We start from the raw sequence: 24,391 nt of genomic DNA, 5'->3' as shown, positions 1-24,391 counted from the left end.
ACCCCGGCGAAGGCCGGGGCCCAGATGGAAAGGTCGCAGTAACGAAGCGCATCCGCAGTTAGCAACGTCACCCAACTGGACCCCGGCCTTCGCCGGGGAGGTGCCAGGTGGGTGGTCGCGAGCTTCGACGTGTGACCTCACCCCAAAGAAATGTTCACCCGCGAAGGCGGGTGCCCAGACTGTGTACCCGCCTTCGCGCGGACACATGGAGACGACAGAATGACCTCCGATTTCACCTCCGCCCTCCGCCCGGCGTTCGTCATGACGATCCTGTTCGCGCTGTTGCTCGGGATCGTCTATCCCCTAGCGATGACCGGGATCGGACAGGCCATCTTCCCCGCGCAAGCGAACGGCAGCCTCGTCATGGCCAACGGAAAGGCGATCGGCTCGACCGTCGTCGGGCAGGCCTTCACCACCGATCGCTATTTCCAGACGCGTCCGTCTGCAGCGGGCAAAGGCTATGACGGCCTGGCCTCGTCGGGCTCGAACTACGGCCCGACCAGCCAGGCGCTCGTCGATCGCACCAAGGCCGATGTCGCCAAGCGTCATGCAGAAGGTGTGACCGGGCCACTCCCGGCCGATCTCGCCACGGCATCGGGTTCGGGTCTCGACCCGGACCTGTCGCCAGCGTCGGCTTACGCACAGGTCGCCCGCGTCGCCCGTACCCGCGGCCTCCCTGCCGCCAAGGTCCGCGCGCTAGTCGCCGCCAACGTCGACCGCCCGATGCTCGGCATCCTTGGCGAGCCACGCGTGAACGTCTTCGCCCTCAACCGCGCGCTGGACGCAACGGGCGCACGTTGAACGACGACACGCGACCATCACCCGAGGCCCTTCTGCGACAGGCGTCGCAGGAGGGTCGCGGCCGTCTGAAGATCTTCCTCGGCGCCGCCCCCGGTGTCGGGAAAACCTATGAGATGCTCTCGGAGGGTGCGGAACGTCGCCGCGCAGGCGTAGATATCGTCATCGGCGTGGTCGAGACGCACGGCCGCGTCGAAACCGAAGCGCTGACCAGGGGCCACGAGATCGTCCCGCGAAAGGCGATCCTCTATGAGGGCCGCACGCTCGACGAGATGGACCTCGACGCCATCCTCGAACGCGCGCCGACGCTCGTGCTGGTCGACGAACTCGCCCATACCAACGCGCCCGGCAGCCGCCACCCGAAACGCTACCAGGACGTCGAGGAACTGCTCGCGGCCGGCATCGACGTCTATTCGACGATCAACATTCAGCACATCGAGAGCCTGAACGACGTCGTCGCGTCGTTCACGCGCGTCCGCGTTCGCGAGACCGTTCCCGACAGCATCGTCGAGGCCGCCGAAATCGAAGTCGTCGACATCCCGCCCGACGAACTGATCGAGCGGCTGAAGGCGGGCAAGGTCTACCTCCCCCACGAAGCCACCCGAGCGCTCGCGCACTTCTTCTCCAAGTCGAACCTCTCGGCCTTACGCGAACTCGCGCTCCGTCGCGCCGCGCAGGCCGTCGATGCGCAGATGCTCGAACACGTCCGCGCGCTTGGCGTCGGCGGGACATGGGCAGGCGGCGAGCGGATCGTCGTTGCGATCAGCGAACTGCCCGGCGCGCTTGGTCTCGTCCGCGCCACTAAGCGGATCGCCGACGCTATGCACGCGCCCTGGACGGCGGTGTATATCGAGACGCCCCGCGCGCAGTCGTTTGGCGAGGTCGAGCACCGCCAGCTCGCCGCGGTCTTCAACCTGGCGACGCAACTGGGCGGCGATGTCGCGACCGTCCCCGCGACGTCGGTGGTCGACGGCCTGAAGACCTTCACCACCGAAGCCCGCGCGACTCAGCTGGTGGTCGGCAAGTCCACCCGCTCGCGCTGGTTCGAACTGCGCCACGGCTCTGTCGTCGACCAGATGGTCCGCGAGTCACCCGGCATCGCCGTCCACGTCCTGCCGATGGACCCGCCCACCGCGCCTCGCGGCACGCGCGTGCGGACCGGCGGATGGGGCAGCAAATCTGGCTACGCCTGGACGACGGCGATGGTCGCGGGTGTCACCGGCGTGGCGAGCGCGCTGTTCCACATCCTCAACCTCGGCAACGTCGCGCTGCTCTATTTGCTGCCGGTGATGGCCGCGGCGAGCCTGTTCGGCCTGCGTACCGGGCTGTTCGCAGGCGTGGTTTCGTCGATCGCGTACAACTTCTTCTTCCTGCCGCCGACCGGCACGCTGACGATCAACAATCCCGAGAACGTAATCTCGATTCTCGTGCTGCTCGGCATCGCGTTCGTGACCAGCCAGCTCACATCACGGGTCCGCGCACAGGCCGACATCGCCGCCGCCAGCGCGCGCACCAACGCCGCGCTCGCCGGCTTCCTGCGCCAACTGACCTCGCTCAACGAGCCCGTCGCGCTGGCCCGCGCGATCTGCGAGGAAATCGGCCGGTTGTTCGGCGTGCGCGCGGTGATCCTCGTCGCGGGGGACCCTGGCCTTGCGGTCCAGGCGGCGAACGGCGCGGATTACCGGCTCGAGACGATGGAGATGGCGGCCGCGCAGTGGGCGTATGATACCGGCGCGCCGGCGGGCCGCGGGTCGAGCACGCTGGCGGCGTCGGAGTGGTTTTTCCAGCCGTTGCGCTCGGGCGAGCGGACGCTGGCGGTGCTTGGGCTGGCTCGCGAGGCGGGGGGCGATCCGGTGCGATCGGACCAGTTGCCGTTGCTTATGAGCCTCGTCGATCAGGCGTCGCTTGTGCTCGAACGCGCGCGGCTGGAGGTCGAGATGCGCGACGTCGATGCGGTGCGCGAGCGCGATCGGTTGCGGCAGGCGTTGCTGTCGTCGGTCAGCCACGACCTGCGCACGCCACTCACCTCGGTGATGGCAGCGGCAGCGGAATTGCACCGCGGCGTCACGCCTGAGCTGATCGACACGATCGAGACCGAGGCGGCGCGGCTCAATCGGTTCGTCGGCAATCTGCTCGACATGGCGCGCGTCGAGGCAGGCGCGCTCCGACTGCGTCTCGAACCGACCGACCTCACTGACGCGGTCGCGGGCGCGGTGCATGACACGAAACGCGTGCTCGAAGGCCACGCGATCGAACTCGACGTCGCGCCGAACCTGCCTTTGGTCCGCGTCGATCCGCAACTGCTGCATCATTGCCTGCTCAACCTGCTCGACAATGCGGGGCGCTATGCCGACCCCGGCACGCCGATCGTCGTGAGGGCGGAACACCGTTTCGGGATGCTGCGGCTGTCGGTGATCGATCAGGGGCCCGGCCTGCCACCCGGTCGCGAGAAGGAGGTGTTCGAGACGTTCCGCCGCCTCGAAGGCTCCGACCGCGCGATCGGTGGCACCGGGCTCGGGCTTGCGATCGTGAAAGCGTTCGCCGAAGCGATGGGCATGACCGTCGAAGCCAGCAACCGCGAAGACCTCACCGGCGCGCAATTCAGCCTGTGCTTCCCCGTGGCCTTGCTCGTTCGCGACATCGGTGGAGCGAACTTATGAGCACGCAAACGGTCCTGATCGTAGACGACGAACTGCATATCCGGCGGTTGTTGAAGAACACGCTGGAGCGGGCGGGGTACGGCGTCGAGGAAGCGGTCGACGCGCGCGAGGCGTTGCGGATCGCGGCGAGCCGACCACTGACCGCGGTGCTGCTGGACCTGGGGTTGCCCGATCGCGACGGGCTCGAACTGGTGCCGCTGCTGAAGAAGCTCGGCGATCCGATCATCCTCGTCGTCTCCGCGCGCGAGGCGACCGACCAGAAGGTCGCGGCGCTCGATCTGGGGGCGGAAGATTATGTGACGAAGCCGTTCGACACCGAGGAACTGCTCGCCCGCCTCCGCGTCGCGCTGCGCGGTCGAGGGGAGGCGACGTCGCGGCCGACGGTCCTGCGTGCGCATGGGGTGGAGATTGATTTCGAGCATCGGCTCGTCCGGCGCGGGAACGAGGAGGCGCATCTGACGCGGAAGGAGTTCGACGTGCTCTCGGCACTCGCGGCGCATCCGGGGAGGGTCGTGACGCATCAGCGGATCCTGGAGGCGGCGTGGCCGACCGATCATGATCGCCGGATCGAATATCTCCGTATCGTCGTGCGTAACTTGCGGCAGAAGCTGGAGGGGACGGGGGGAGTCGGCACGGTGATCGCGAACGAACTCGGGATCGGGTACCGGCTGTTGGTCGACGCCTGAACCGGGAATATTAGTGTGTTTCCCCGCAGTAGGTCGCCCCCGCCGCGCGAGGTCCCGGCTTTCGCCGGGATGACGGGGTTGCGCACTATGTGAATACTATGGCTCCCTTCGTTATCGATCTCGAACGCATATGCGGCAGGCGATAGCTGACGTGTCGCATGACCGACGCCCACCGCCTCCGCACCGATCTCAGCCTCCGCGCCAGTGGTGTTCTGTCGCTTGCGATTGCCATTACCGCGGTCCACGCGCTCGCTCGCCTTCACTCGGCAGCCGGCCCGTTCGCGTTTCTGCTCGCCACGATCGGCTTCGTCTGCGCGAGTGCCGGCGCGATGCTGGTGGTTGTCGGCAGCCATATCCACGACCCGGTCAGTATCAGCGCCCGGTGGCAACGCGCCGCGCGATAGGGCGCGCCCGCCGCGGGACCTGTCGACGCGCGCGCGCATCGTCACTATGCTACCGCACTGCAGCATGATGACGACAAGGGAGCGCTCTGCATGATCGGTCGACGCGAAGTAGTAACCGCGCTGGGTCTGTTGGGTGTCCTCCCACAGGCCGCCGCCGCGATGCGTGCAGCGCCCGGCAAGGCCGAGCCGTTCTCTTGGGACGCGCTCCAGCAGCGCGCCGCGACGCTCGCGACCAAGCCATACGCCGCTCCCGCAAAGGTCGCCGCAGCCGCCGCGATCGATTACGACAAGGTCGGCAGCATCCGCTTCCGCGCGGACAAGACGCTGGCGGGCGGTATCCGCCTGTTCCCGCTCGGCCGCTATGCGCCGATGCCGGTCGCGATCAACGTCGTCGAGGGCGGGCAGGCGCGCCGCATCGAGTTTTCGCGCGACCTGTTCGAGGCCGAAGAGGGCCACGCCGCCTCGCTCGGTATCGCCGGGTTCCGCGCGATGGCGCCGGGCGGGACCAGCGACTGGATGGCGTTCCAGGGCGCCTCCTATTTCCGGACCGCCGGCGCGCAGGACCAGTACGGCCTGTCCGCGCGCGGGCTCGCGATCAACACCGGGCTGCCGGGCCGCGAGGAATTTCCCGACTTCACCGAATTCTGGATCGAGCGGACCGGCGCGGACGCGTACACGATCTATGCGCTGATGGACGGCGCGAGCGTCACCGGCGCGTACCGCATCCAGTCGCGCCACGTCGCCGGCGCGGGGGTCGAGCAGCAGGTCTCGTCCGTGCTCAACGTCCGTCGCGACATCGAACGGCTCGGCGTCGCGCCTGCGACCAGCATGTTCTGGTACGGCGAAGGCAATCGCGCCGCTGCGGTCGACTGGCGTCCCGAGATCCACGATTCGGACGGCCTGGCGCTCCTCACCGGCGCCGGCGAACGCATCTGGCGCCCGCTCAACAACCCGCCGCACGATACGCTCGATAGTTTCGCAGATCAGGCGCCCAAGGGCTTCGGGCTGATCCAGCGCGATCGCAATTTCGACCATTATCAGGACGACGGCGCGTTCTACGATCGCCGGCCGAACTTGTGGGTTCAGCCGCAGGGCGACTGGGGCAAGGGCGCGGTAATGCTCTATGCGTTCCCGACCAACAGCGAGACGGTGGATAACGTCGTCTCGTTCTGGACCCCGGCAGCGCCTGCAAAAGCGGGGCAGCGGTTGCAGTTCGATTACTCGCTGTCGTGGAAATCGGTCGATCCGACCGCCGTCGCCGCGACAGCGCACGTCGTCGATTGCTGGCAGGGCGTCGCCGGCCGACCGGGCGCCGAGCCGGTGAAGGGCGCGCGGAAGCTCGTGGTCGATTTCATCGGTGAGGGTCTTGCTGGTCTCGATCGCCAGAGCGGGGTGACCGCCAAGATCGACGTCGTCCGCGGCAAGGTACTCGCCAACGCGGCCTATCCCGTCGTCGGCCAGAAGAACCGCTGGCGCGTCACCGCCGACGTGGCCCCCGACGCGCAAGGACCCGCCGACGTCAGGCTGTTCCTCACGCGCGGAGGTCGCGCACTTAGCGAAACCGTCCTGACCCCGATCTTCTGATGCCCGCGCTTCCCGCAATGATGCCGGGCGAAACGCCGATCGAGATGCCCTCGCAGCGTTTCGACGGTCCGCCGCCGCCTTGGTCCGCGCCCGAGCCGGGCCCGGGCATGGTCGTATCCTCCGACGACATGCTCGCGCGCCGCATCCTCCTCGTGCTGATGACCGGGCTGCTGGCAACCGCGGCGTCGTCGGCGGTGCAGGAATCGCTGCTCGCCGACGGACTGAGCTTCTGGGACGCGGCGTTGCTCGCGCTGTTCTTCCCGCTGTTCGCGTGGATCGCGTTCGGATTCATGAATGCCGCGATCGGCTTCGTGCTGTTGATGACCGGCGGGCATCCGGGCTTCGTACCGACGCCGCGCCAGTCCGAACCGCTCGAGGGCCGCACCGCGATCCTGATGCCGGTCCACAACGAGGACATCGATGCGGTGTTCGAGCGGATCGCGTGGATGGCGCGCGCGATCGCCGCGGGCGGTGTCGCCGACCGGTTCGATATCTTCATCCTGAGCGATTCCGGCGAAACGGCGGAGGCGGCCGAGGTCGCGGCGTGGGAGCGCCTCGCGCCGACGCTCGACTGCGCGCTCTATTACCGCCGCCGCACCGTGAACGTGGGGCGGAAACCCGGCAACGTGGCCGAATGGATCCGGCGGTTCGGCGGCGGCTATCGCTATATGCTGATGCTCGACGCGGACAGCCTGATGGGCGGGAATACGATCATCGGCATGGCGCAGGTGCTCGAACGTCGTCCGGCGGTCGCGCTGCTCCAGACCGTACCGGCAGTGATCAACGGCGTGACGTTCTTCCAGCGCTGGATGCAATTCGCCAGTCGGTTGTACGGTCCGATTTCCACCGCCGGGCTGGTCTGGTGGTCAGGCTCGGAAGCGACCTTCTGGGGGCATAATGCGCTGATCCGGATCGAGGCGTTCGCTTCGAGTTGCGGGCTACCGGACCTTCCCGGCCGCGCGCCGTTCGGTGGGGTCATCATGAGCCACGACATGGTCGAGGCGGCACTGCTCCGCAGGCGCGGCTGGCGCGTCCACATGCTGATGACCGAGGAGACGTTCGAGGAATATCCGCCGACGCTGATTGACGCGGCGGTGCGCGACCGGCGCTGGGCGCAGGGGAATATCCAGCATCTCAGCCTGCTGACGTCGTCGGGGTTCCACTGGATCAGCCGGCTGCAACTGCTGATGGGCGCGTCCGCGTTCATCACCTCGCCGGTATGGCTGCTGATGATCGCGACGAGCGTCGTGCAGGCGCTGATTGGCGAGCGCAACATCGTCGAGGCGCAGACTTCGCTGCAGGTGCTGTTCGTCACACTGCTGCTGTTGTTCGGGCCGAAGCTGTTGAGCGTGATCTGGGCATTCTCGAATGCGGAGCGGCGCGCGGGGTTCGGCGGGCGGCGCGGGATCGTCCGCTCGGTGCTGGTCGACGTGCCGTTCTCGATGCTGTCCGCGCCGGTGATCGCGTTAACGCAGACGATGGATCTCGCGGGGATCCTGATGGGGCGGAAATCCGGTTGGGCGCCGCAGAACCGTGACGCGCACGAACTGTCGCTGGCGGACGTGATGCCGCGATATCGCTGGCATGTCGGGGTGGGGGTGGCGTTGCTGCTGGTCACGCCGTTCGCGCCGATCACCGCGGCTTGGCTTGCGCCGGTGACGCTGGGGTTGTTGCTAAGTCCGTTCCTGACGATGTTGACGGCGAGCGAGAAGGCGGGGCGGTGGGCTGCTGCGCATGGGATGTTCGTGGAGCCCGGCGAGCATGTGTCGGTGCTTTCGCGACCGTCGCTGCCGGCGACGCAGGTCTGACGCTCTCTACTTCCCCCCTCCCTGGAAGGGAGGGGCCGGGGGTGGGTTGCTTTCCGTACGCCGAACGGTCGCGGCACAAGCTGGCCTACCCACCCCCAACCCCTCCCTTTCAGGGAGGGGGGCAGGTTGGTCCTGCTATGCCCGGTGTCCGCTTAAGTCCGCCCCCGCATCCACCGCGAACCGGCGGTTCCAGATGGTCGCCGACGCCGACACTGCCGTCACCACTAGGAACGCCAGCGTGAAGTCCGTCAGCGCCGGACGCGTCGCGCCCGTCCCGAGCATCCCGACATGCAGCGACGCCGCGCCGACGCAGATGCCGAGCGAGAGCATAAGTTGCTGGAACGTCGCGTAGAAGCTTGTCGCGCTGCTCATCCGCGACGAGGGAATCTCGTCATACGCGATCGTGTTGTACGCCGAGAACTGGAACGACATGAAGAAGCCCGAGATCATCAGCACGCCGAAGATCACCGGGATCGGCCAGTCGGGGCGGAAGAGGCCTGCGAGCGCATAGCCGGAGCTTGCGCAGAGTCCGCCGACGATCAGGCTGTTCCGGAACCCGAAGCGACGGAGCACGCGCGGGGCGAGCCCCTTCATTCCCAGCGAACCGATCGCGCCGGCGATAGTGATCGCGCCGCTAGCCGCCGCGGTCATGCCGAAGCCCAATTGGAGCATCATCGGCAACAGGAACGGTTGCGCGCCCTGCGTGATGCGGGTCAGCGATCCGCCGATCACCGACAGGCGGAAGGTGGGGATTCGCATCAGCGACAGGTCGAGGATCGGGTCGCTGCGGTGCTTGGCATGGCGTATATACGCGATGCCGGCGACCAGTCCGACGACGATCAGGACGATCGCGCGAGAGAGTTCACCGGTGCGGCTGGTCATCTCGAACCCGAACAACAGACAGCCGAGCGACACGCCCGACAGGATGAAGCCGGGCACGTCGAAGCGCGCCGGCTTGTCCTCGCGGACCTCGCCGATGAAGCGTGTCACCAGCACCACGCCGAGCAGGCCGATCGGGACGTTGAGGTAGAAGATCCAGCGCCAGTCGAGATAGGTGACGATCGCGCCGCCGACCGGGGGGCCCAGGATCGGGCCGATCAGCGCGGGCATGATCAGCCACGACATCGCCTGGACCATGTCCTCCTTGGCGACGCTGCGGAGCAGGACGAGGCGGCCGATCGGGATCATCATCGCGCCGCCGAGCCCTTGCAGGAAGCGCGCGACCATCATGAACGGCAGGCTGGTCGCCTGGCCGCACAACATCGAGCCACCCACGAAGATCAGGATCGCCGCGCGGAAGATCGTCCGCGAGCCGAACCGGTCCGCGAGACGCCCGCTTGCCGGAATGAAGATCGCGAGGGCCAGCAGGTACGAGGTCAGCGCCGAGCTCATGCTGGTGGCGGGGACGCCGAAATCGCGCGCCATCGTCGGCAGCGCGGTCGCGAGCACGGTCGAGTCCATCTGTTCCATGAACAGTGCGCAGGCGATGATCAGCGCGGTGATGCGGTAGTTGCTCGGCGTATGCGGCAACGCGTCCGGGTCCTTGGCGACGCGCGCGATCGTGTCGGCGGCGGGCATGATGCCATCGCGGATTTCGCTGTTGATCGACGCCAGCCCGCGGCGACGCAGCCTCAAGTCTGCCACCCCCCGCCGAGTGCCTTGAAGACGTCGACCTGGCGATCGACCAGCAGGGCGTCGGAGGCGGCGAGGTTCGCCTGCGCGGTGGTCAGCGCCGCCTGCGCGGTCAGCAACGAGAGGAAGTCTGTGCGGCCGAAACGGTAGAGCGTGCCGGCCTGATCCGCGGCGCGCGCGGCGCTGGACTGCGCGCGGCGGAGGGCTGCGTTGCGGTCGCCTTCGCGGGCATAGGCGGAAAGTGCGGTCTCGGTCTGGCGGAGCGCTTCGAGCGTGGTCGAATCGAACTGCGCTAATGCTTGGTCCGCAGTGGCGCCGGCTTGGGCGATCTGCGCGCGGATGACCGGGCGGTTGGGGAAGCTCCAGCTGATCAGCGGTCCGAGCCCGAGGTGGAATGCGTTGGTCGAGCCGAGCGACGAGACCGGCCCGGTGAACCCGGCCGAGCCGCCGAGGCTGACCTGCGGATAGAGGTTGGCGGTTGCCACGCCGATCCGCGCGGTCGCGGCGGCGAGCGTGCGTTCGGCCTGCCGGATGTCGGGGCGGCGCAGGATCAACGCGGTCCCGTCGCCGATCGGCAGCGGGCGGGTGAGCGCGGGCGGCTTGGCGCAGGTCGCGACGTCCTTGGGATAGTCGGCGGGCGCGCGACCCATCAGCGTGGCGAGCCGGTACAGCGCGGCGGTTCGTGTCGCGACCTGCGAGGGGATCAGCGCTTCGCTTTGGTCGACTGCGGTTCTTGCGCGCGTTACGTCGAACGCGGTGCCGCGGCCGCCGCGTTGCAGGCGCTGCGTCACGTTCAGCGTCTGGCGTTGCAGCGCTAGGATACGGTTGTTTGCGGCCAGCACCGAGTTGGCGGTGCAGGCGGTGGCGTAGCTGCGCGCGGTTTCCGCGGCGACGGTGACGCGGACATTGTCGCGTGCGGCGGCGACCGCCTCGGCATCGCCCTGCGCCGCTTCGATCGCGCGGCGGATGCGACCCGACAGGTCGAGCGGATAGGCGAGCGTGATGCCGAGGTTGTAGTCGAGCGTGCCGGGCAGGCTGCCGCCGGTCGTGTAGGGACGGTCCAGCGAGGTGCCGCCGCCGAGCACGGTCGACAGCGTTCGGCCCGCGGCGACTTCGGCGACGACCGCGTCTGCGCGGCGCAGGTTGGCGTCGGCGGCGCGGAGATCGGTGTTGGCGGCGAGCGCTTCGGTGACGAACGCGTCGAGGCGGGGGTCGCCGTAGAGTTGCCACCAGTGATCGGGGAGCGGGGTGTCGACGAACGCCTTCTCGTGGCTGCTGTCGAATGCGCCTTGGGCGGAGGGGCGGTTGACGACTGCGGACTCGGGGAGCGCGTAGTTTGGGCCGGCGGTGGTGCAGGCCGCGAGCGCGAGCGAGGCGATGATCGTTGCGAGACCGCGGCGACCGGCGTGCTTAGTGCCCCCTCTTGCGTCATCCTGACGAAAGTCACGATCCAGAGCCACGCAGGACATCGCTTGTAACCCTGGGTCCTGACTTTCGTCAGGATGACGGCGGGGGGTGGGGCGGATGGAGGCGCGCATCATGATGTCGTCCCCGGAGCGACCCGCGGCACCACCGTCACCGTTGCGGTGCGGCCCACAATCAACTGCGTACCCTTCGGCACGCTCGTCAGCTTCACCCGCACCGGGATACGCTGCGCCAGTCGCACCCAATTGAACGTCGGGTTCACGTTTGGCAGCAGGTTGGTCGTATTCGTCCGTTCGCTGTCGTTGATCCCCGCGGCGATGCTGTCGACGCGGCCGTGGAGCGCCTGTGGCTCGCCCATCAGGTGGACGACCACCGGATCGCCGACTCGGATGCTGCCGAGCTTGGTCTCCTCGAAATAACCCTCGACGCGGAGTGAGTCGGTGTCGACCAGCGCCATCGCCTGTGCGCCGGTCGCGATATAGTCACCGGGATGGAGATCGAGGTTGGTGACGATGCCGTGCACCGTCGCACGCACCGTCGTCCGCGCGAGGTTCAGCGCCGCGGTCGAGCGCGCGCTCTGCGCCTGGGCAAGTGCAGCCGACGCTGTGGCCACGCGCGCGACGTTCTGCTCGTGCGTCTCCTTCGCCACCAGATCGCCGAGCGCAAGATCGCGCTGCGCCTCGCGGCGCGCCTGCAACAGCGTCGCGCGCGCGCTCGCGATCGACGCGTCGGACTGCGCCAGCGTCAGCTGGAAGCGCGGACGATCGACCACGAACAGCACGTCGCCGGGCTTCACCGCCTGGTTGTCGTGCACCGCGACCTGCGTGACCAAGCCGGCGACGTCGGGCGTCACGCGGACGATGTCAGCGCGGATATGCCCGTCGCGCGTCCACGGATCGGTCTCGTACCGCTTCCACAGCCACAGCGCGACCAGCACCGCGAGCGCGACGATGATCAGCGTGACGGCCGAGCGACCCAGCGGGGCGAACAGCGACTTGAGGCGGGAAGAGGTCATGCGGAAGGTCCGGTCAGCAGGGCGAGCAGCCCGAGGATGAGGATGAACAGCGCGAGGTCGACGAGCGGTCGATACGTCACCACGCGGTAGGCGCCCGCGAACGCGAGCAGCCGCGTGGCGATGCCGGTCAGGATGACGGCGGCGACGGCGAGCAGCAGGATGCTCGGCAAGTAGACGCCGCCGATCGAGATTTCGCCGGTCATGCCGGTGCTCCGTATGCTGGCGCTTGTGGGAACAGGTTGCGACGGAGCGAGGTCAGCGCGAGCACGCCGGTGCGGTGGCGATCGGGCGTGCTGGTCGCGAAACCTCTCATCGCGGTGTCGATTCCGGCGAGCAGGTCGGGTTCGGGTGGCGCGGGTTCATCCGGACGTAACGCACGGTAATGCGCGCCGATACCACGAAGGACCGGCGTGATCACCGCGGCCTCGTCGGGGGAGCCATCGATCCGCAACTGCTTGAGTTCGCCGACAGCGACGCCGACGCGCAGGTCGGTCAACGCGTCGAGCAGCGGCTTGCCCGGATCCTCGCCCTGCAACGCGAGGCGCGGGGCGAGCAGGCCGATGCGGTCGAGCATCCGTGCGATCCAGCCCGCCGCGTCGGGGCGGCTCATCGAATCGCTGCGCGCCGCCAGTTCGCGCCAGCCTGCGCGGATCAGCCGCCGCGCGCTGGTATCCGCGCCGATCGTCTGGAACAGGCCGACCGTCACGACCGCGAACAGCGTGCCGATCAACTGCGCGATGCCGCCGTTGAGGAACGCGTCGAAGCTGCCGCCGAACCGGTCGTTGAGGCCGACCGTGTTCAGCGCGCCGAGCAACCCGCCGAGCGTCATCAGCAAGGTCGCTGGACGGGCGAGAAACATCCCTCCGATCAGCATCGGCGGTGCGAGCACAGCGGCAAGCGTCACGAAATCGGTCACGCGCGGCAGGATGGCGAAGGCGTAGACGGCGGATATGACCAGCCCGATGATCGTGCCGTAGAAGAACGCCAGGATCGATGGTGCGGGGTCATCGCTGTTGCCGAACAGCGCGCAGCACACGCCCGCGATCAGCACCGCGCCGGCGCCGTCCGACCAGCCCGTACCGATCCAGAAGACGCAGCCGAGCAGGATGGTCGCGACGGTGCCGGCGGCGGCGCGGAGTGCGATACCCCGGTCGCGGTGAAGCGGTCGCTTGGCGATTCGGGCGAGCAGCCGTGCGACCGCAGGCGTGACCGGTGCGCGCGATGGCGAGCGCATCTGGTCGCGCAGGTCGCGCGCGTTACGGTGCGCGTCGACCAGTTCGCCAAGCCGCGCGAGGAGGCTGAGCCGCAACGCATCGCGCCAGATGAGCGTGTCGCCTACTACCGGCTCGAGAACGCGGGCGCGTTCGATCAAGGCGTCTGCGGTCGGGCCGCGGTCGGCCACGGGCGGCGGATCGCGCAGCCATTCGCGGACGTCCTCGATCAACGCGAGCGCTTCGGGGCGAGGCGCATCTGCACCGCGCTTCAGCTCGACGATCCGGTCGTCGACCGCGCTTGCCAGGGGCAGCAGCATCGACAACTCCGCCTGCAACGCACGCAGCGTCCGCGTACGGGGCAGCAGGCGCGCGGTGTCGAATGGCAGGTGGATGGACAACTGATGAAGCTCGTTGATGTCGAGCGCGAGGCGCCGCCGATCGCGGTCGAGTGCGGCATCGGATGCTCCCGCCAGCGAATCGCGCGACCAGCGCTCGGCATCTGCCAGGATCGCGTCGATCCGCGCGAGCAGCGTCGCGGTCACGGTCTGCGGGAAGACGAAGCCGTGGACCAGGCTCCCGCACAGGATGCCGATCGTGATCTCCTGCACGCGCAAGGCGGCGATCGTGAACACCGCACCCGGAGTCGTGACCGACGGAAATCCGATGATGCTGGCCGTATAGCCTGCGAGCAGGAACAGGTACGCGCGCGGCGTCCGGTCGAGCAGCGAGATGTACAGGCACAGCCCGAGCCACAGCGCCAGGCCGAGCGACAGCAATTCGGGCGCGTTGACCAGGTTCGGCACCAGCACCACCGCGGCGGCCGCGCCGAGCACCGTGCCGGCGACGCGGAACACCGCCTTCGACAGCACCGCGCCGGCCAGTGGCTGCGCTACGATGTACGACGTCGTCACTGCCCAATAGGGACGCGTCAGCCCGATCCTGAGCGCGATGTAATAGGCGAGAAAAGCAGCGATCAGGCACTTGACCGAGAAGAGCGCTTCCTTTCCGCCGAACCGGGTGAGGTTCATCGTGCCGGACTCATCGGGCGTGATCCGCGGTGAACCGTGCGCCGAGCCGCTCCGCGACGTGCAACGCGGTGGCGAGATCGTCGTCGGACACGTCGTCGAGCATCCCCGCGCGCAGGCTGGCGAACTTCGCCTCGATCGTGGTGACGAGGGCACGGCCGTGGTCGGTCAGGCGAATACGGCTGACGCGTGCATCGGAGGGGTCGCGGCGACGCTCGACGAGGTTGGCCGCCGACATCTGGTCGATCGAGCGGACCAGCGATGCCTGCGTGACGTCGAGTTCGTTGGCGAGATCGGTCTGGCGGACGTCGTCGCCGAGCCGCCCTACCTGCACCAACGTCCACCCGATCGACGCGGAGACGTTCATGTCGCTGAGCGCCCGATCGGCAGCCCGCCGCCACATCTTTGCGAGCGGCAGGAGAGTGCGAGCGTAGGCTGACTCAAGGAAGGCGCGGTGAGAAGTCATTAGCGTGCTAAGTAATGCCGTTTTCTCATGCTGCAATGCGGAAAAGAATCATGACGGAAATGTTAGGATTGGCGTTAAACCGATCTGCACCCCCCGGCGGGGGCCGGGGTCCAACTGGAGAGGTCGCGGTAACGGAAGGCCGAACTCCGCTATCAACGTTCCCCAATTGGGCTTCGGCCTCCGCCGGGGCGGTATCGGGTGGGGTAAACGTTCTTACTCGACCGCCAGGATCACATGGCTGGCCTTGATCAACGCCAGCGCGCGCGTGCCGATCTGCAGGTCGAGCGCCTCCGCGCTCTCCTTGGTCAACGTCGCGGTCAGCGTCTTGCCGAGCGTCAGTTCCAGCGTCACTTCGCTGGAGATCGCGCCGTCCTCGCGGGCGATCACCGTCCCCGCCAGCGTGTTGCGGGCCGACGTCCGCAAGCTCTCGTCACCACGCGCGAGGATCACGAAGCTCGACTTGATGAGCGCCAACGCTGTCGCGCCCGGTACCAGTCCCAGATCCTCGGCGCTGCCGCGCGTGATCGTCGCGACGATCTCGACGCCATCCGCCACCGCCAGCGTAACCTCGGCATCGATCGTCCCTGGGGTCACGCGCGACACGGTGCCGCGCAACACGTTGCGCGCGCTCGTCTTCATTCCGATTCCCCATAGCAAAGGCTTCAGCGACAGCCCGTTCGACACGCTAGCCTCGATCCGCGCCATCGCGCTGGCGAGCTCGGCCTCGGCGACCGCATAACCGTCGAGCACCGCCACGCCCGCCTCGGTGATTGGGCTCGCGCCGCCGTCCTTGCCGCCCGCCGCGGGGAGCACGAGCGGCCGGTCGAACAGATTGTTCATCACCTGCACCGCGTCCCATGCCGCCTTGTAGCTCAGCCCCACGACCTTGGCCGCGCTGGTGATCGAGCCGCCGTCGCGGATCGCGCGGAGCAGCGCGATCCGGTCGGCGCCGACGCGGCCTGTCTGGTCCTTGGCGAGCAGGATCGTGGCGTGGAGGGCGGGGTCGGGCATCCCACCCCCATACTCACTGGCGGATGCGGAAGGTAAGTCCGATCGTGCGCGGGTCGCTCGGCGTGGCCAGGATCAGGCCGGAATTGCCCGCCTGGATCGTCACGTTCTGGATATAGTCCTTGTTCAGCAGGTTGCGTGAGAACACGGCGAGTTCCCAGCCCTGCTTCGAGCGGAAGCCGATGCTGCCGTTGACGATCGTGTAGCCCTGGATGACCGTGAACGCCGAACCCGAGGGATCGCCGAACTGCCGCGTGCGCGTGTTCGAATCGACATGGACGAAGCCGCTGCCGATGTCGGCGATCGGCTGGTTGTAGTCCGCGCCGAGCGTGTACGACCATCGCGGCAGGCTCGATAGGCGCTGGCCGCTGAGATCGCAGAAGGCGGCAGTGTTGAAGATCCGTTCGATCGGGCAGGGGGCGGCCGGGTAGGAATTGAACTTGCCGTCCGCATAGGCGACGCTGCCGCGCAGCGACAGGTTGCGGGTGACGAGCGCGGTCGCGTCCGCCTCGAACCCGCGCACCGTCACTTTCGGGATGTTGGCGAGGTACGTGCGGAGCGCAGCGGCGGCGCGGGTGTCGGTGACGTTCGACTGGAAATCGGTGACGCGCGTATAATAGCCGTCGACGTTGAAGATCAGGCGATTGTCGAACAGCTGCGTCTTCAGGCCAATCTCGTACGCGGTGTTCTTCTCGGGGCGCACCACGGCGGTGCCGATCGCGGGCTGGTTCTGGTCATTGAGCGGAAGGCCAGACATGTTGATACCGCCCGATTTTTCGCCGCGCGCGTAGCTGGCGTAGGCGAGGACGTTATCGGTCGCCTGGTACGCGATGTTGCCGCGCCCCGTCAGCGCACCGTCCTTGTCGCTGGCGGCGTAGTTCTGGCCGCGCAGGATCGACAGCTTGGCCGCATTGAGCGCCGCGTTCGTCGTCTGCAAGCCGCCGAAGGTGAAGGTGTCGTACGTCCCCTCCTTTTCCTCATAGGTATACCGAAGCCCGCCGGTCAGCGTCAGGCGGTCGATCGGCTTCCAGTTCACTTCGCCGAACGCGGCATAGCTGTCCGAGTGGAAATCGGTGCGGCCGTCGGTGCCGTAGCCATCGAGCAGGTTGCTGGGGACGGCGGTTGCGGCGGCGCCCGTGCCCGTCGACGTGCCGATCAGATAGCGTGCGGCGGCGGGGCCGTAGATCGAAATCGGGCGGCCGATGACGCGCTGGCGGAAGAAATACAGCCCGCCGACGTAGCTCAGTTTGTGGTCGCCGTTCGAGGCGAGGCGCAGTTCCTGGCTATACTGGTCCTGGCGCGAGGGGATGTGCTGTTCGGTCTGGATCGGGATCCCGGTATAGTCGCGATCGTTGTCGGCATCCCAGTTCCAGAAGCGCCACGCGCTGACCGAAGTGAGCGTCGCGGCCCCAAGGTTCCAATCCGCGATCACGCCGACGCCGCCTTCGTTGGTATCGACGCCGAGCGCGGCGTCGATGTCGGTCTTGCGGTCGTACGGATTTGTGCTCGGTGGTGCGTAGTTGAACTGCGCGGCGAGGCCGGTCGGGCCGCCGAACTGGCGCGTGGCGGTGCGGAACAACCGGCCGTCGGTGCCACTGCCGGGGCGAGTGGCGACGTTGTAATAGACCTGCGTGCAGCAGTTGCTCTGAAAGTTGGTGAAGTCGGCGCTGACCTTCACCTGGAACACCGCCGAGGGGCGGAACAGCAATTGGCCGCGGATCGCCTGGTTGCCGATGGTGTTCTGGTCGCGGCCGGTGACGACGTTGTCGATCACGCCGTCGCGGCGCGTGCTGACCACCGACACGCGGCCGGCGAGCGTGTCGCCGATGATCGGGCCCGAGACGGCGCCCTTCACTTGGAGAAAGTTGTAGCTCGCATAGCTGATCTCCGCCTCGCCTTCGGTGGTGAAGGTCGGTGCTCGCGTCGTGATGTTGATCGCGCCAGCGGTCGAGTTCTTGCCGAACAGCGTCCCCTGTGGACCGCGTAGAACTTCGACCTGCTCGATGTCGCTGAAGTCGAACGCGGCGGTGGCGGGGCGGGCGTGATAGACCTGGTCGACATAATAGCCGACGCCGGGTTCGAGCCCGTCATTGGCCTGACTGACCGCGACGACGCTGCTGCCGAGCCCGCGGATCGTGAACGCGGTGTTGCGGGGATTGGCCGAGCTGTAGTTCAACGCGGGGACGAGCTGCGCCAGCTGCTGCGTGTTCACGCTGTAGGAGCGGTCGAGTAGCGCGCCACCGACAACGGACAGCGAGCCGGGGATCTTCTGGGCGTTCTCGGCGCGACGGCGAGCAGTGACGATCACCTCCATCGAGGTGTCGGGGTCGTCGCTCGGTTGGGCTGTGGTGCCCTCGGTGCGTGTCTGTTCCGGATTGGCGGCGCTGGCCTGCGCGGCTGCCATCATCGGTAGGCAAGTTGTAGCCAGCAGCACGGCACTCAGCCGCGTGAAATCATGTCCCCGCATTGTCGTCGCCCCTTCGTTATATAGTCGAGCTACATAACGAGAAGTTTGAAAACGAATAGAGGGATTTGCGGACGCGCACGTACGCGCAACCGCATACCACCCCGGCGAAGGCCGGGGCCCAATTGGGGGACGACGCTTGGCGGGCATTGCACGCCGTTACTGTGACTTTTCCAATTGGGCCCCGGCCTTCGCCGGGGTGGAGGGCAGCGGCGTTAGGAAAGGAGAGCGACGATCTCCGCGGCGATCTCGGCGGGCAAGCGCGACGCGCCGTCAGCGACCGTCGACACCGTCGCCCAGCGGCCTAACAGCCCAGCCTCGGCCATCGCCGCGTAGTTCGTCCGAACCCGGTCCTGCAGTCCGGTATCCGCCTCGTACGCGTCAAACGCATCGTCGGTGTAGGACCGCTTCCGCTTCTTCAGGATCAGCCCGCGCGCGATGTCGGCCGGCGTGTCGAGATACACCGACAGGTCGGGCTTCGGGAGCGCGAACGAGCCCGTCTCCAAATCGGCGATCCACACCATCATTGCGTCCGCTTCGTCCGCCGGCACCTGCGCCGCCTGATACGCCATGTTCGAGGCAATATAGCGGTCGAACACCACCACATCGTTCGCCGCCATCGTCGCCAGCAGATGATCGCGCGACTCCATACGGTCGAGCGCATATAGCACCGCCGCTGCCTTGGGCGACGTGCCGCGCGGCAAGGTGCCGGCCAGCATCGCGCCGAGTGCCCAGCCGCCGACCGTCTCGGTATAGCGCGGGAACGATACGACGTCGGCGGTGCGGCCCGCGACGCGCAACTGCTCGACCACCAGTGCCGAGGCGGTAGCCTTGCCCGCGCCGTCGGCGCCTTCGATTGCCAGGAGGAAGCTCATGGAGCGGCCCTAGCAAGCCTTACCGGCTCACCAAAGCCCGCAAATCGATCAGCCCGCGCAGCAAGGATGTGCCGCCCGGCGATGCGATATAGCGCGGCGTCCAGTTCGGGCGAAACTTCTCCTTGTACGCGCGCAGGCCGGCGAACCCGTAGAAGCGCTCGCCGTGGCGGAACAGAAACGCTGCCACCTTCGACCAGGTCGGCGACAGCCGCCGCGCCTCGATCCCCGACAGCGGCGCCATCCCCAGCGAGAAATTGCGATAGCCATGCTCGTGCCCCCATAGCATCAGCCGCGTGAACAGGAAGTCCATGCCACCCTGCGGCATGTCCTCGGCGTGGCGCATCAGGTCGACCGACAGCTCCTGCCTGTTCGGCGTGCCCCAGACGTTGGCGAAGGCGACGATCCTGCCCTCGATCCGCACCACCGCGCAGTCGAACTTCGCCATGTATCCCGGCTCGAACCGACCGACGCTGAAACTCTTCTCGGCATGATCCTTGTCGGCGAGCCACCAGTCGGAGATCGCTTGCAGTTCTGGGATGATCGCGGGCATTTCGGCGGCCGGCACGACCGCGAACTCCGCGCCTGCGCGTTCGGCGACACGGCTGGCCTTCCGCACGCTGCGCATCTCGGGTGTTTCCAGCGTGAAGCCGTCGAGCTCGACGGTCGCCTCTTCGCCGTATTTGACCAGCTTGAGGCCCATCTCGATCGCGATCGGCACGATGCGCAGGCCGATCTGGTACAGCAGCAGCCGGCCCTGAGCTGCGTCGGCGCGGGCGCGGATGGCCCATAACAGCTCCGACCATGCCTCGCTTGGCCCGACCGGATCGCCCAGCACGATCCAGCTCGCGCCCTTCACCTGGTACATCAGGAACGCGTCGCCGCTGTCCGAGACCAGGAAGCGCTTGTCGCCGGTGAAGGCGAGCATCGCGTCGGTGCGGTCGGCATGCGCGAGCGCGGCGGTCGCGACATCGTCGGGCAGCATGTCGTGGACCATCGGCACCGGTGCCGCGGCGAACAGTCGCCAGATCGCCGCACCGATCAGCAATAGCCCGACCGCTAGGCTGGTGCGCAGGAAGCGCGAGGCGTTGGCGTTGGTCTCGAATTGCCACCACAGGTCGCTCGAATAGCCGACGCGGCGGTAGGCGAAGAAGCCGATCAGCACCGACAGGCCGATCGCGGCACCGACGCCGACCAGCCATTCGGGGGATAGCGGCTCCGCGGTCAGCCGCGTCCGCCGGTAGAACGCCGCGCGCGTCCATTGCAGCGCGGCGGCGGTGAGCAGCAGGATCGTCGCCTCCTCGTAGTCGAGGCCCTTGGCGATCGACAGCAGCGCGCCTGCGACGAGCAACGTCCGCGCCGCCCAGAACGCGCCGTCGAGCCGCCGGTACAGCCCGAGTGCGACCAGCAACAGCATCACGCCGACGAGGCTCGCCGCGACGTGGGCCATCTCGCTGATCGGCAGCGGCAGGATCGTCGCCAAAGTGTCCATGCGACCAGGGGCCGCGGGCAGCGCGCCCGAGACGAGCAGCATCGCACCGCTTAGGAACACCAGCACGCCCAGCAGCAAGGGCGCCAGCGGCAGCGCGATCGCCAGCGGATCGGTGCCTCGCCCACGCCACTGACGCCCCTCGTGGAACGCCATCAGTACAGCAGCGAGGATCAGCGGTGCGACGTAATAGATGATGCGGTAGGCAAGCAAAGCAGCGAGGACCGTCGCATTGTCCTGCGGCATCGTCGCGATGATCACCGCCTCGAACACGCCGAGCCCGCCCGGCACATGGCTGATCAACGCGACGACGATCGCCACCGCGTAGCCCAGGAACAGCACCGGATAGAGTTCGGGCGAAGCGTTCGGCAGCAGCACGAACAAGGCTGCGCTCGCCGCTGCGAGGTCGACCGTCGAGACCAGCAGGAGCGCGAGCGCCTGCCGCCAGTTCGGCAGGGGCAGCCTCCAGCCGAGCAGCCCGATCGATCCACCCTGTCGGTGACGCAGCACGACCCCCAGCATGACGAGCGGGATGACGATGCCGACGCTGCGCTCCAGCAGAGGCGGCATCGTCCACTTCACGATTGGAAGCGTCCCCGGATGGATCGCCATCGACAGGCACGCGACCGTGATGACCCCCGCCCAGAACGTCACGCCGGCTATCAGCACGACGCGCGCCACGGCGGCTTCGTCTAGCCCGGCGCGGCTATATACGCGGTATCGCGCCGACCCGCCGGTCAGCATGGCGAGGCCGAGATTGTGGCTGATCGTATAGCTGGTGAACGACGCCACCGCGGCGGTGCGCCACGGCAGCGGATGGCCGATCACTTTCAGCGCGATCGAATCGTAGAAGGTCAGCGCGATATAGCTGACGACGGTCAGCCCGATCGCTACCGAGAGCTGCGACCAGCCGAGCGCGGAAAACGCGGCGCGCACTTCGGACAGGCGGATTTCGGCGGTCAGCTTGTGGATCGCAGCAAAGCCAAGCACCGCGACGATGAGTACCGCCAGCGCGATTAGCGTGCCGCGGCGATGCGCGATCCAGTCGCGGGTCCGGATGATCAACGGACGAGTCGTCATCGGGTCAACCGCGGTGCCAGGTCTGCGTCTTGCACAGGAACCCGCCGATCAGGCAGCCTTTCACGTCGATCGTATTCGCGTCGACCAGCGTCAGCGTCGACCCGAAGGTGCGGCCCATGTCGGGGACGAAGATCTGGCCCGACCATTTCCTGCGGCCGCTAGGGCGATATTCGCGAAGCAAGGCGGTGCCGATCAGTTTCGGCGTGCCGCCATCGCGGGCGTCGGCCTGCGCCTCGTCGCTGGCGCGCACCACCCAGCCGCACAGCCTGTCCCCGCAGGCGCCTGTCTTCACGGCCACGCTGTTCTTCGGATTGTGCCAGGTGCCTTCCACGGGGGAAGCAGGGGCCGGGCTGCCCACGGCCATCGCGAGCGCCATCATCACAGGAATCATCGGTCGATCCTCAATCCGCGAAAACGAACCGCGCCAGCACCTCGTAGAGCGCATCGGCGTCGCGGTGAAGCGGGTGTCCGCCCGGCAACGCGATCCGCGTCGTATTGGCCTGAGTCAGCAACGGGCACAGGCTGCCGACTTCCTCCACGCCCTGCACGCATAGCAAAGGTGCCCAGGCCAGCTGGCGCGCGGTCGGCACCGCGTCGACGGTCGGGGTCCAGAGATCGAAGACCTCGCTTGGCGACGCGCGGAACTGGACGTTGTCCTCGGGCACGATCAGCGCGACCTTGGCGATCTTCGCGCGCAGTTCGGGGGCAAGGTCGACCAGCCCGACATGCAACATGTCCGCGCCGAACGACTGGCCGATCAGCACTACCCGATCGGCATGGCCGAGCCGCAACGCGCGCTGCTCGGCACGCGCGATCAGCGTCGTGATGTCCGCCGGCGTCCGCGTCGTGCGCAGATAGGTCAGCGTGTTGACCGCGACCACCGGCACGCCATCCGCCGCCAGCCGCCGTGCGATCTGCGGCGCCATGCCGATCTTGTAGCCGAGATCGCCGGTGAGGAGCACGACGGCGAATGGCCGCTCCGGCTTGGTCGGGTAGACATCGGTGAACAACGGCCCACCGAAATAGCCGAGCCAGCCCATGAAGCCAGCCGCGGCGATAGCGGCCAGGACCAGCGCGAGCAGGGATCGGTAGAGCCATGTCATCCGCAACCGATTGCACCGGGGCGGGTGATCGGCACGTGGAGCGATAGTGAAGTTTTCTTCATGCTCTGCTGCCCTTCCTGGAAGGAGGGGCTGGGGTGGGTTGGCGCGCTCGTGCCGTAACGGTCTGATATGCGGAAACCGACCCACCCCCGACCCCTCCCTTTCAGGGGGGGGAAGAACCATCTCGCCCCTCAAACCGGATCGTGCGCCAACCGCTCGTGATGACGGATCACCTCGTCGATGATGAAGCGCAGGAATTTTTCGGAAAACTCGGGATCGAGCTGCGCTTCCGCCGCCAGATGGCGCAACCGGGCGATCTGGCGCTCTTCCCGGCCGGGATCTGCAGCGGGCAAGCCATGCGTCGCTTTGTGCCGGCCCACCGCCTGCGTCACCTTGAAGCGCTCGGCAAGCATGTGGATCAGTGCCGCATCGATGTTGTCGATGCTCTGCCGGTATCCGGTCAACAGGTCGTCAGCCACCAAAATACCCTTTCGTTGGTTCGGCGCGCCTTTTGCGGTGGTGCAACCGGATCGGCAAGGCGTCGCACGGCAGATCGGGGCGAGCCGGGGCAGCTCGACGCCCGGCAAGGGTTGCTTTGCAGGGGCATAGGCGTCAGAGGCTCGGGAAGATGAGCGCCACCGTCCACCGCCTCGACACCCTTCGTCCCACGCCCGAGTCCCAGCCCTCGCTGGACCCGATGGTCAAGCTTGTCCGTGGCGACATGGACCAGGTCAACGCGGTGATCCGCGGCCGGATGGAGTCGGAGATCCCGCTGATTCCCGAACTCGCCGGTCACCTGATCGCGGGTGGCGGCAAGCGGATGCGGCCGATGCTGACGCTCGCGAGCGCGCAACTGATCGGCTATGCGGGTACGCAGCATCATCTGCTCGCGGCCGCGGTCGAGTTCATCCACACCGCGACGCTGCTGCACGACGACGTCGTCGATGGCTCGGACCTGCGCCGTGGCAAGCGCACCGCCAACATCATCTGGGGTAACCCCGCCAGCGTGCTGGTCGGCGATTTCCTGTTCAGCCGCAGCTTCGAACTGATGGTCGAGGCAGGCAGCCTCAAGGCGCTGAAGATCCTGTCCTCGACCAGCGCGGTCATCGCCGAGGGCGAGGTCAATCAGCTCACTGCTGCGCGCCGCGTCGATCTCGGCGAGGAGCGCTATCTCGACATCATTGGCGCGAAGACCGCGGCGTTGTTCGCGGCCGCGTGCCGGATTTCGGCCGTGGTCGCCGATCGCCCCGAGGCCGAAGAGGCCGCACTCGACGCCTATGGCCGCAATCTGGGCATCGCATTCCAGTTGGTCGACGATGCGATCGATTACGTCTCCGATGCTGATACGATGGGCAAGGATGCGGGCGACGACTTCCGTGAGGGCAAGATGACGCTTCCCGTGATCCTCGCCTATGCGCGTGGCTCGGCCGAGGACCGTGCGTTCTGGAAGGATGCGGTCGAAGGTCGTCGTGACAGCGAGGCCGATCTTCAGAATGCGATCCGCCTGATCCGCTCCACTCGCGCGATCGACGACACCTTCGCCAGGGCGCGTCATTACGGCCAGCGCGCGATCGACTCGATCGCCGGCTTCCCCAACGGCGCCGCCAAGGACGCAATGATCGAAGCCGTCGAGTTCGCGGTCGCCCGCGCATACTGAT

Annotated in this window: 20 protein-coding genes; 7 read left to right on the top strand and 13 right to left on the bottom strand. The window is 67.4% G+C overall.

The annotated features are described in order from the left end of the window. Nucleotides 1-219 precede the first annotated feature (219 nt). The 6 genes from kdpC (at nt 220) to mdoH (ending at nt 7,940) form a co-directional block, all read left to right on the top strand. Nucleotides 220-801: a potassium-transporting ATPase subunit KdpC gene (gene kdpC, locus E5673_RS19420; protein ID WP_136191256.1), complete on the top strand. Its 582-nt coding sequence runs from the start codon at nt 220-222 to the stop codon at nt 799-801. Beyond that, nucleotides 798-3,458 (top strand): sensor histidine kinase KdpD, encoded by a 2,661-nt coding sequence (locus tag E5673_RS19415; protein ID WP_136191255.1) that lies wholly within the window; start codon nt 798-800, stop codon nt 3,456-3,458. Before kdpC ends, E5673_RS19415 begins: the two co-directional genes overlap by 4 nt. Continuing rightward, nucleotides 3,455-4,144 (top strand): response regulator transcription factor, encoded by a 690-nt coding sequence (locus E5673_RS19410; protein WP_136191254.1) that lies wholly within the window; start codon nt 3,455-3,457, stop codon nt 4,142-4,144. Before E5673_RS19415 ends, E5673_RS19410 begins: the two co-directional genes overlap by 4 nt. A gap of 158 nt (nt 4,145-4,302) precedes the next feature. Further along, nucleotides 4,303-4,548, top strand: coding sequence for a hypothetical protein (locus E5673_RS19405; protein ID WP_136191253.1), 246 nt, complete (start codon nt 4,303-4,305; stop codon nt 4,546-4,548). 90 nt (nt 4,549-4,638) lie between these two features. Then, a complete protein-coding gene (locus E5673_RS19400; protein ID WP_136191252.1) occupies nt 4,639-6,132 on the top strand; it encodes a glucan biosynthesis protein in 1,494 nt (497 codons plus the stop codon). Continuing rightward, nucleotides 6,132-7,940 (top strand): glucans biosynthesis glucosyltransferase MdoH, encoded by a 1,809-nt coding sequence (gene mdoH, locus E5673_RS19395; RefSeq protein ID WP_247599488.1) that lies wholly within the window; start codon nt 6,132-6,134, stop codon nt 7,938-7,940. The genes E5673_RS19400 and mdoH overlap by 1 nt, the downstream gene beginning before the upstream one ends. A 135-nt stretch (nt 7,941-8,075) precedes the next feature. On the opposite strand, the gene E5673_RS19390 is transcribed toward mdoH, so the two are convergent. The 13 genes from E5673_RS19390 to E5673_RS19330 form a co-directional block, all read right to left on the bottom strand. Further along, nucleotides 8,076-9,575 (bottom strand): DHA2 family efflux MFS transporter permease subunit, encoded by a 1,500-nt coding sequence (locus E5673_RS19390; protein ID WP_136191251.1) that lies wholly within the window; start codon nt 9,573-9,575, stop codon nt 8,076-8,078. Beyond that, nucleotides 9,572-10,954: an efflux transporter outer membrane subunit gene (locus tag E5673_RS19385; protein WP_247599706.1), complete on the bottom strand. Its 1,383-nt coding sequence runs from the start codon at nt 10,952-10,954 to the stop codon at nt 9,572-9,574. Before E5673_RS19385 ends, E5673_RS19390 begins: the two co-directional genes overlap by 4 nt. A gap of 155 nt (nt 10,955-11,109) precedes the next feature. Beyond that, nucleotides 11,110-12,012: an efflux RND transporter periplasmic adaptor subunit gene (locus tag E5673_RS19380; protein WP_136191249.1), complete on the bottom strand. Its 903-nt coding sequence runs from the start codon at nt 12,010-12,012 to the stop codon at nt 11,110-11,112. Further along, nucleotides 12,009-12,215 (bottom strand): DUF1656 domain-containing protein, encoded by a 207-nt coding sequence (locus E5673_RS19375; RefSeq protein WP_056065737.1) that lies wholly within the window; start codon nt 12,213-12,215, stop codon nt 12,009-12,011. The genes E5673_RS19380 and E5673_RS19375 overlap by 4 nt, the downstream gene beginning before the upstream one ends. After that, nucleotides 12,212-14,254 (bottom strand): FUSC family protein, encoded by a 2,043-nt coding sequence (locus E5673_RS19370; protein ID WP_136191248.1) that lies wholly within the window; start codon nt 14,252-14,254, stop codon nt 12,212-12,214. The genes E5673_RS19375 and E5673_RS19370 overlap by 4 nt, the downstream gene beginning before the upstream one ends. A 10-nt stretch (nt 14,255-14,264) precedes the next feature. Then, nucleotides 14,265-14,618: a MarR family transcriptional regulator gene (locus E5673_RS19365; RefSeq protein WP_247599487.1), complete on the bottom strand. Its 354-nt coding sequence runs from the start codon at nt 14,616-14,618 to the stop codon at nt 14,265-14,267. Between the two features lie 312 nt (nt 14,619-14,930). Next, nucleotides 14,931-15,728 (bottom strand): TOBE domain-containing protein, encoded by a 798-nt coding sequence (locus tag E5673_RS19360; protein WP_136191246.1) that lies wholly within the window; start codon nt 15,726-15,728, stop codon nt 14,931-14,933. A 13-nt stretch (nt 15,729-15,741) separates the two neighbouring features. Then, nucleotides 15,742-18,132, bottom strand: coding sequence for a TonB-dependent receptor (locus tag E5673_RS19355; RefSeq protein ID WP_247599486.1), 2,391 nt, complete (start codon nt 18,130-18,132; stop codon nt 15,742-15,744). Nucleotides 18,133-18,404: 272 nt separating this feature from the next. Further along, nucleotides 18,405-19,064: a thymidylate kinase gene (locus E5673_RS19350; RefSeq protein WP_136191244.1), complete on the bottom strand. Its 660-nt coding sequence runs from the start codon at nt 19,062-19,064 to the stop codon at nt 18,405-18,407. A 19-nt stretch (nt 19,065-19,083) separates the two neighbouring features. After that, nucleotides 19,084-21,630, bottom strand: coding sequence for a bifunctional lysylphosphatidylglycerol flippase/synthetase MprF (mprF, locus tag E5673_RS19345; protein ID WP_136191243.1), 2,547 nt, complete (start codon nt 21,628-21,630; stop codon nt 19,084-19,086). Between the two features lie 4 nt (nt 21,631-21,634). Continuing rightward, the gene (locus E5673_RS19340) at nt 21,635-22,021 is read right to left on the bottom strand and encodes a DUF2147 domain-containing protein (protein ID WP_120301320.1); all 387 of its coding nucleotides are present in this window, start codon (nt 22,019-22,021) and stop codon (nt 21,635-21,637) included. A gap of 10 nt (nt 22,022-22,031) precedes the next feature. Continuing rightward, entirely contained in the window at nt 22,032-22,733 is a 702-nt protein-coding gene (locus tag E5673_RS19335; RefSeq protein ID WP_136191242.1) for an AcvB/VirJ family lysyl-phosphatidylglycerol hydrolase, read from the bottom strand. Nucleotides 22,734-22,924: 191 nt separating this feature from the next. Beyond that, on the bottom strand, nt 22,925-23,212 hold the full coding sequence (locus E5673_RS19330; protein ID WP_107954710.1) for a chorismate mutase: 288 nt from the start codon (nt 23,210-23,212) through the stop codon (nt 22,925-22,927). A gap of 149 nt (nt 23,213-23,361) precedes the next feature. Here E5673_RS19330 and E5673_RS19325 point away from each other — a divergent pair, with 149 nt between their 5' ends. Further along, nucleotides 23,362-24,390 (top strand): polyprenyl synthetase family protein, encoded by a 1,029-nt coding sequence (locus E5673_RS19325; RefSeq protein ID WP_136191241.1) that lies wholly within the window; start codon nt 23,362-23,364, stop codon nt 24,388-24,390. The last annotated feature ends 1 nt before the right edge of the window (nt 24,391 follow it).

It is taken from the genome of Sphingomonas sp. PAMC26645 (assembly GCF_004795835.1).
GTDB lineage: Bacteria > Pseudomonadota > Alphaproteobacteria > Sphingomonadales > Sphingomonadaceae > Sphingomonas.
Note: the sequence above shows the minus strand (reverse complement) of the source record. Positions and strands in the feature narration are given on the sequence as shown.

What these genes read in the sequence shown, in the direction of transcription:
- E5673_RS19380 (WP_136191249.1), bottom strand. Translation starts at nt 12,012, where the DNA reads ATGACCTCTTCCCGCCTCAAGTCGCTGTTCGCCCCGCTGGGTCGCTCG.
- mprF (WP_136191243.1), bottom strand. Translation starts at nt 21,630, where the DNA reads ATGACGACTCGTCCGTTGATCATCCGGACCCGCGACTGGATCGCGCAT.
- E5673_RS19400 (WP_136191252.1), top strand. Translation starts at nt 4,639, where the DNA reads ATGATCGGTCGACGCGAAGTAGTAACCGCGCTGGGTCTGTTGGGTGTC.
- E5673_RS19410 (WP_136191254.1), top strand. Translation starts at nt 3,455, where the DNA reads ATGAGCACGCAAACGGTCCTGATCGTAGACGACGAACTGCATATCCGG.
- E5673_RS19350 (WP_136191244.1), bottom strand. Translation starts at nt 19,064, where the DNA reads ATGAGCTTCCTCCTGGCAATCGAAGGCGCCGACGGCGCGGGCAAGGCT.
- E5673_RS19325 (WP_136191241.1), top strand. Translation starts at nt 23,362, where the DNA reads ATGAGCGCCACCGTCCACCGCCTCGACACCCTTCGTCCCACGCCCGAG.
- E5673_RS19405 (WP_136191253.1), top strand. Translation starts at nt 4,303, where the DNA reads ATGACCGACGCCCACCGCCTCCGCACCGATCTCAGCCTCCGCGCCAGT.
- E5673_RS19340 (WP_120301320.1), bottom strand. Translation starts at nt 22,021, where the DNA reads ATGATTCCTGTGATGATGGCGCTCGCGATGGCCGTGGGCAGCCCGGCC.
- E5673_RS19375 (WP_056065737.1), bottom strand. Translation starts at nt 12,215, where the DNA reads ATGACCGGCGAAATCTCGATCGGCGGCGTCTACTTGCCGAGCATCCTG.
- kdpC (WP_136191256.1), top strand. Translation starts at nt 220, where the DNA reads ATGACCTCCGATTTCACCTCCGCCCTCCGCCCGGCGTTCGTCATGACG.
- E5673_RS19365 (WP_247599487.1), bottom strand. Translation starts at nt 14,618, where the DNA reads ATGAACGTCTCCGCGTCGATCGGGTGGACGTTGGTGCAGGTAGGGCGG.
- E5673_RS19370 (WP_136191248.1), bottom strand. Translation starts at nt 14,254, where the DNA reads ATGAACCTCACCCGGTTCGGCGGAAAGGAAGCGCTCTTCTCGGTCAAG.
- E5673_RS19335 (WP_136191242.1), bottom strand. Translation starts at nt 22,733, where the DNA reads ATGACATGGCTCTACCGATCCCTGCTCGCGCTGGTCCTGGCCGCTATC.
- E5673_RS19355 (WP_247599486.1), bottom strand. Translation starts at nt 18,132, where the DNA reads ATGATGGCAGCCGCGCAGGCCAGCGCCGCCAATCCGGAACAGACACGC.
- E5673_RS19360 (WP_136191246.1), bottom strand. Translation starts at nt 15,728, where the DNA reads ATGCCCGACCCCGCCCTCCACGCCACGATCCTGCTCGCCAAGGACCAG.
- mdoH (WP_247599488.1), top strand. Translation starts at nt 6,132, where the DNA reads ATGCCCGCGCTTCCCGCAATGATGCCGGGCGAAACGCCGATCGAGATG.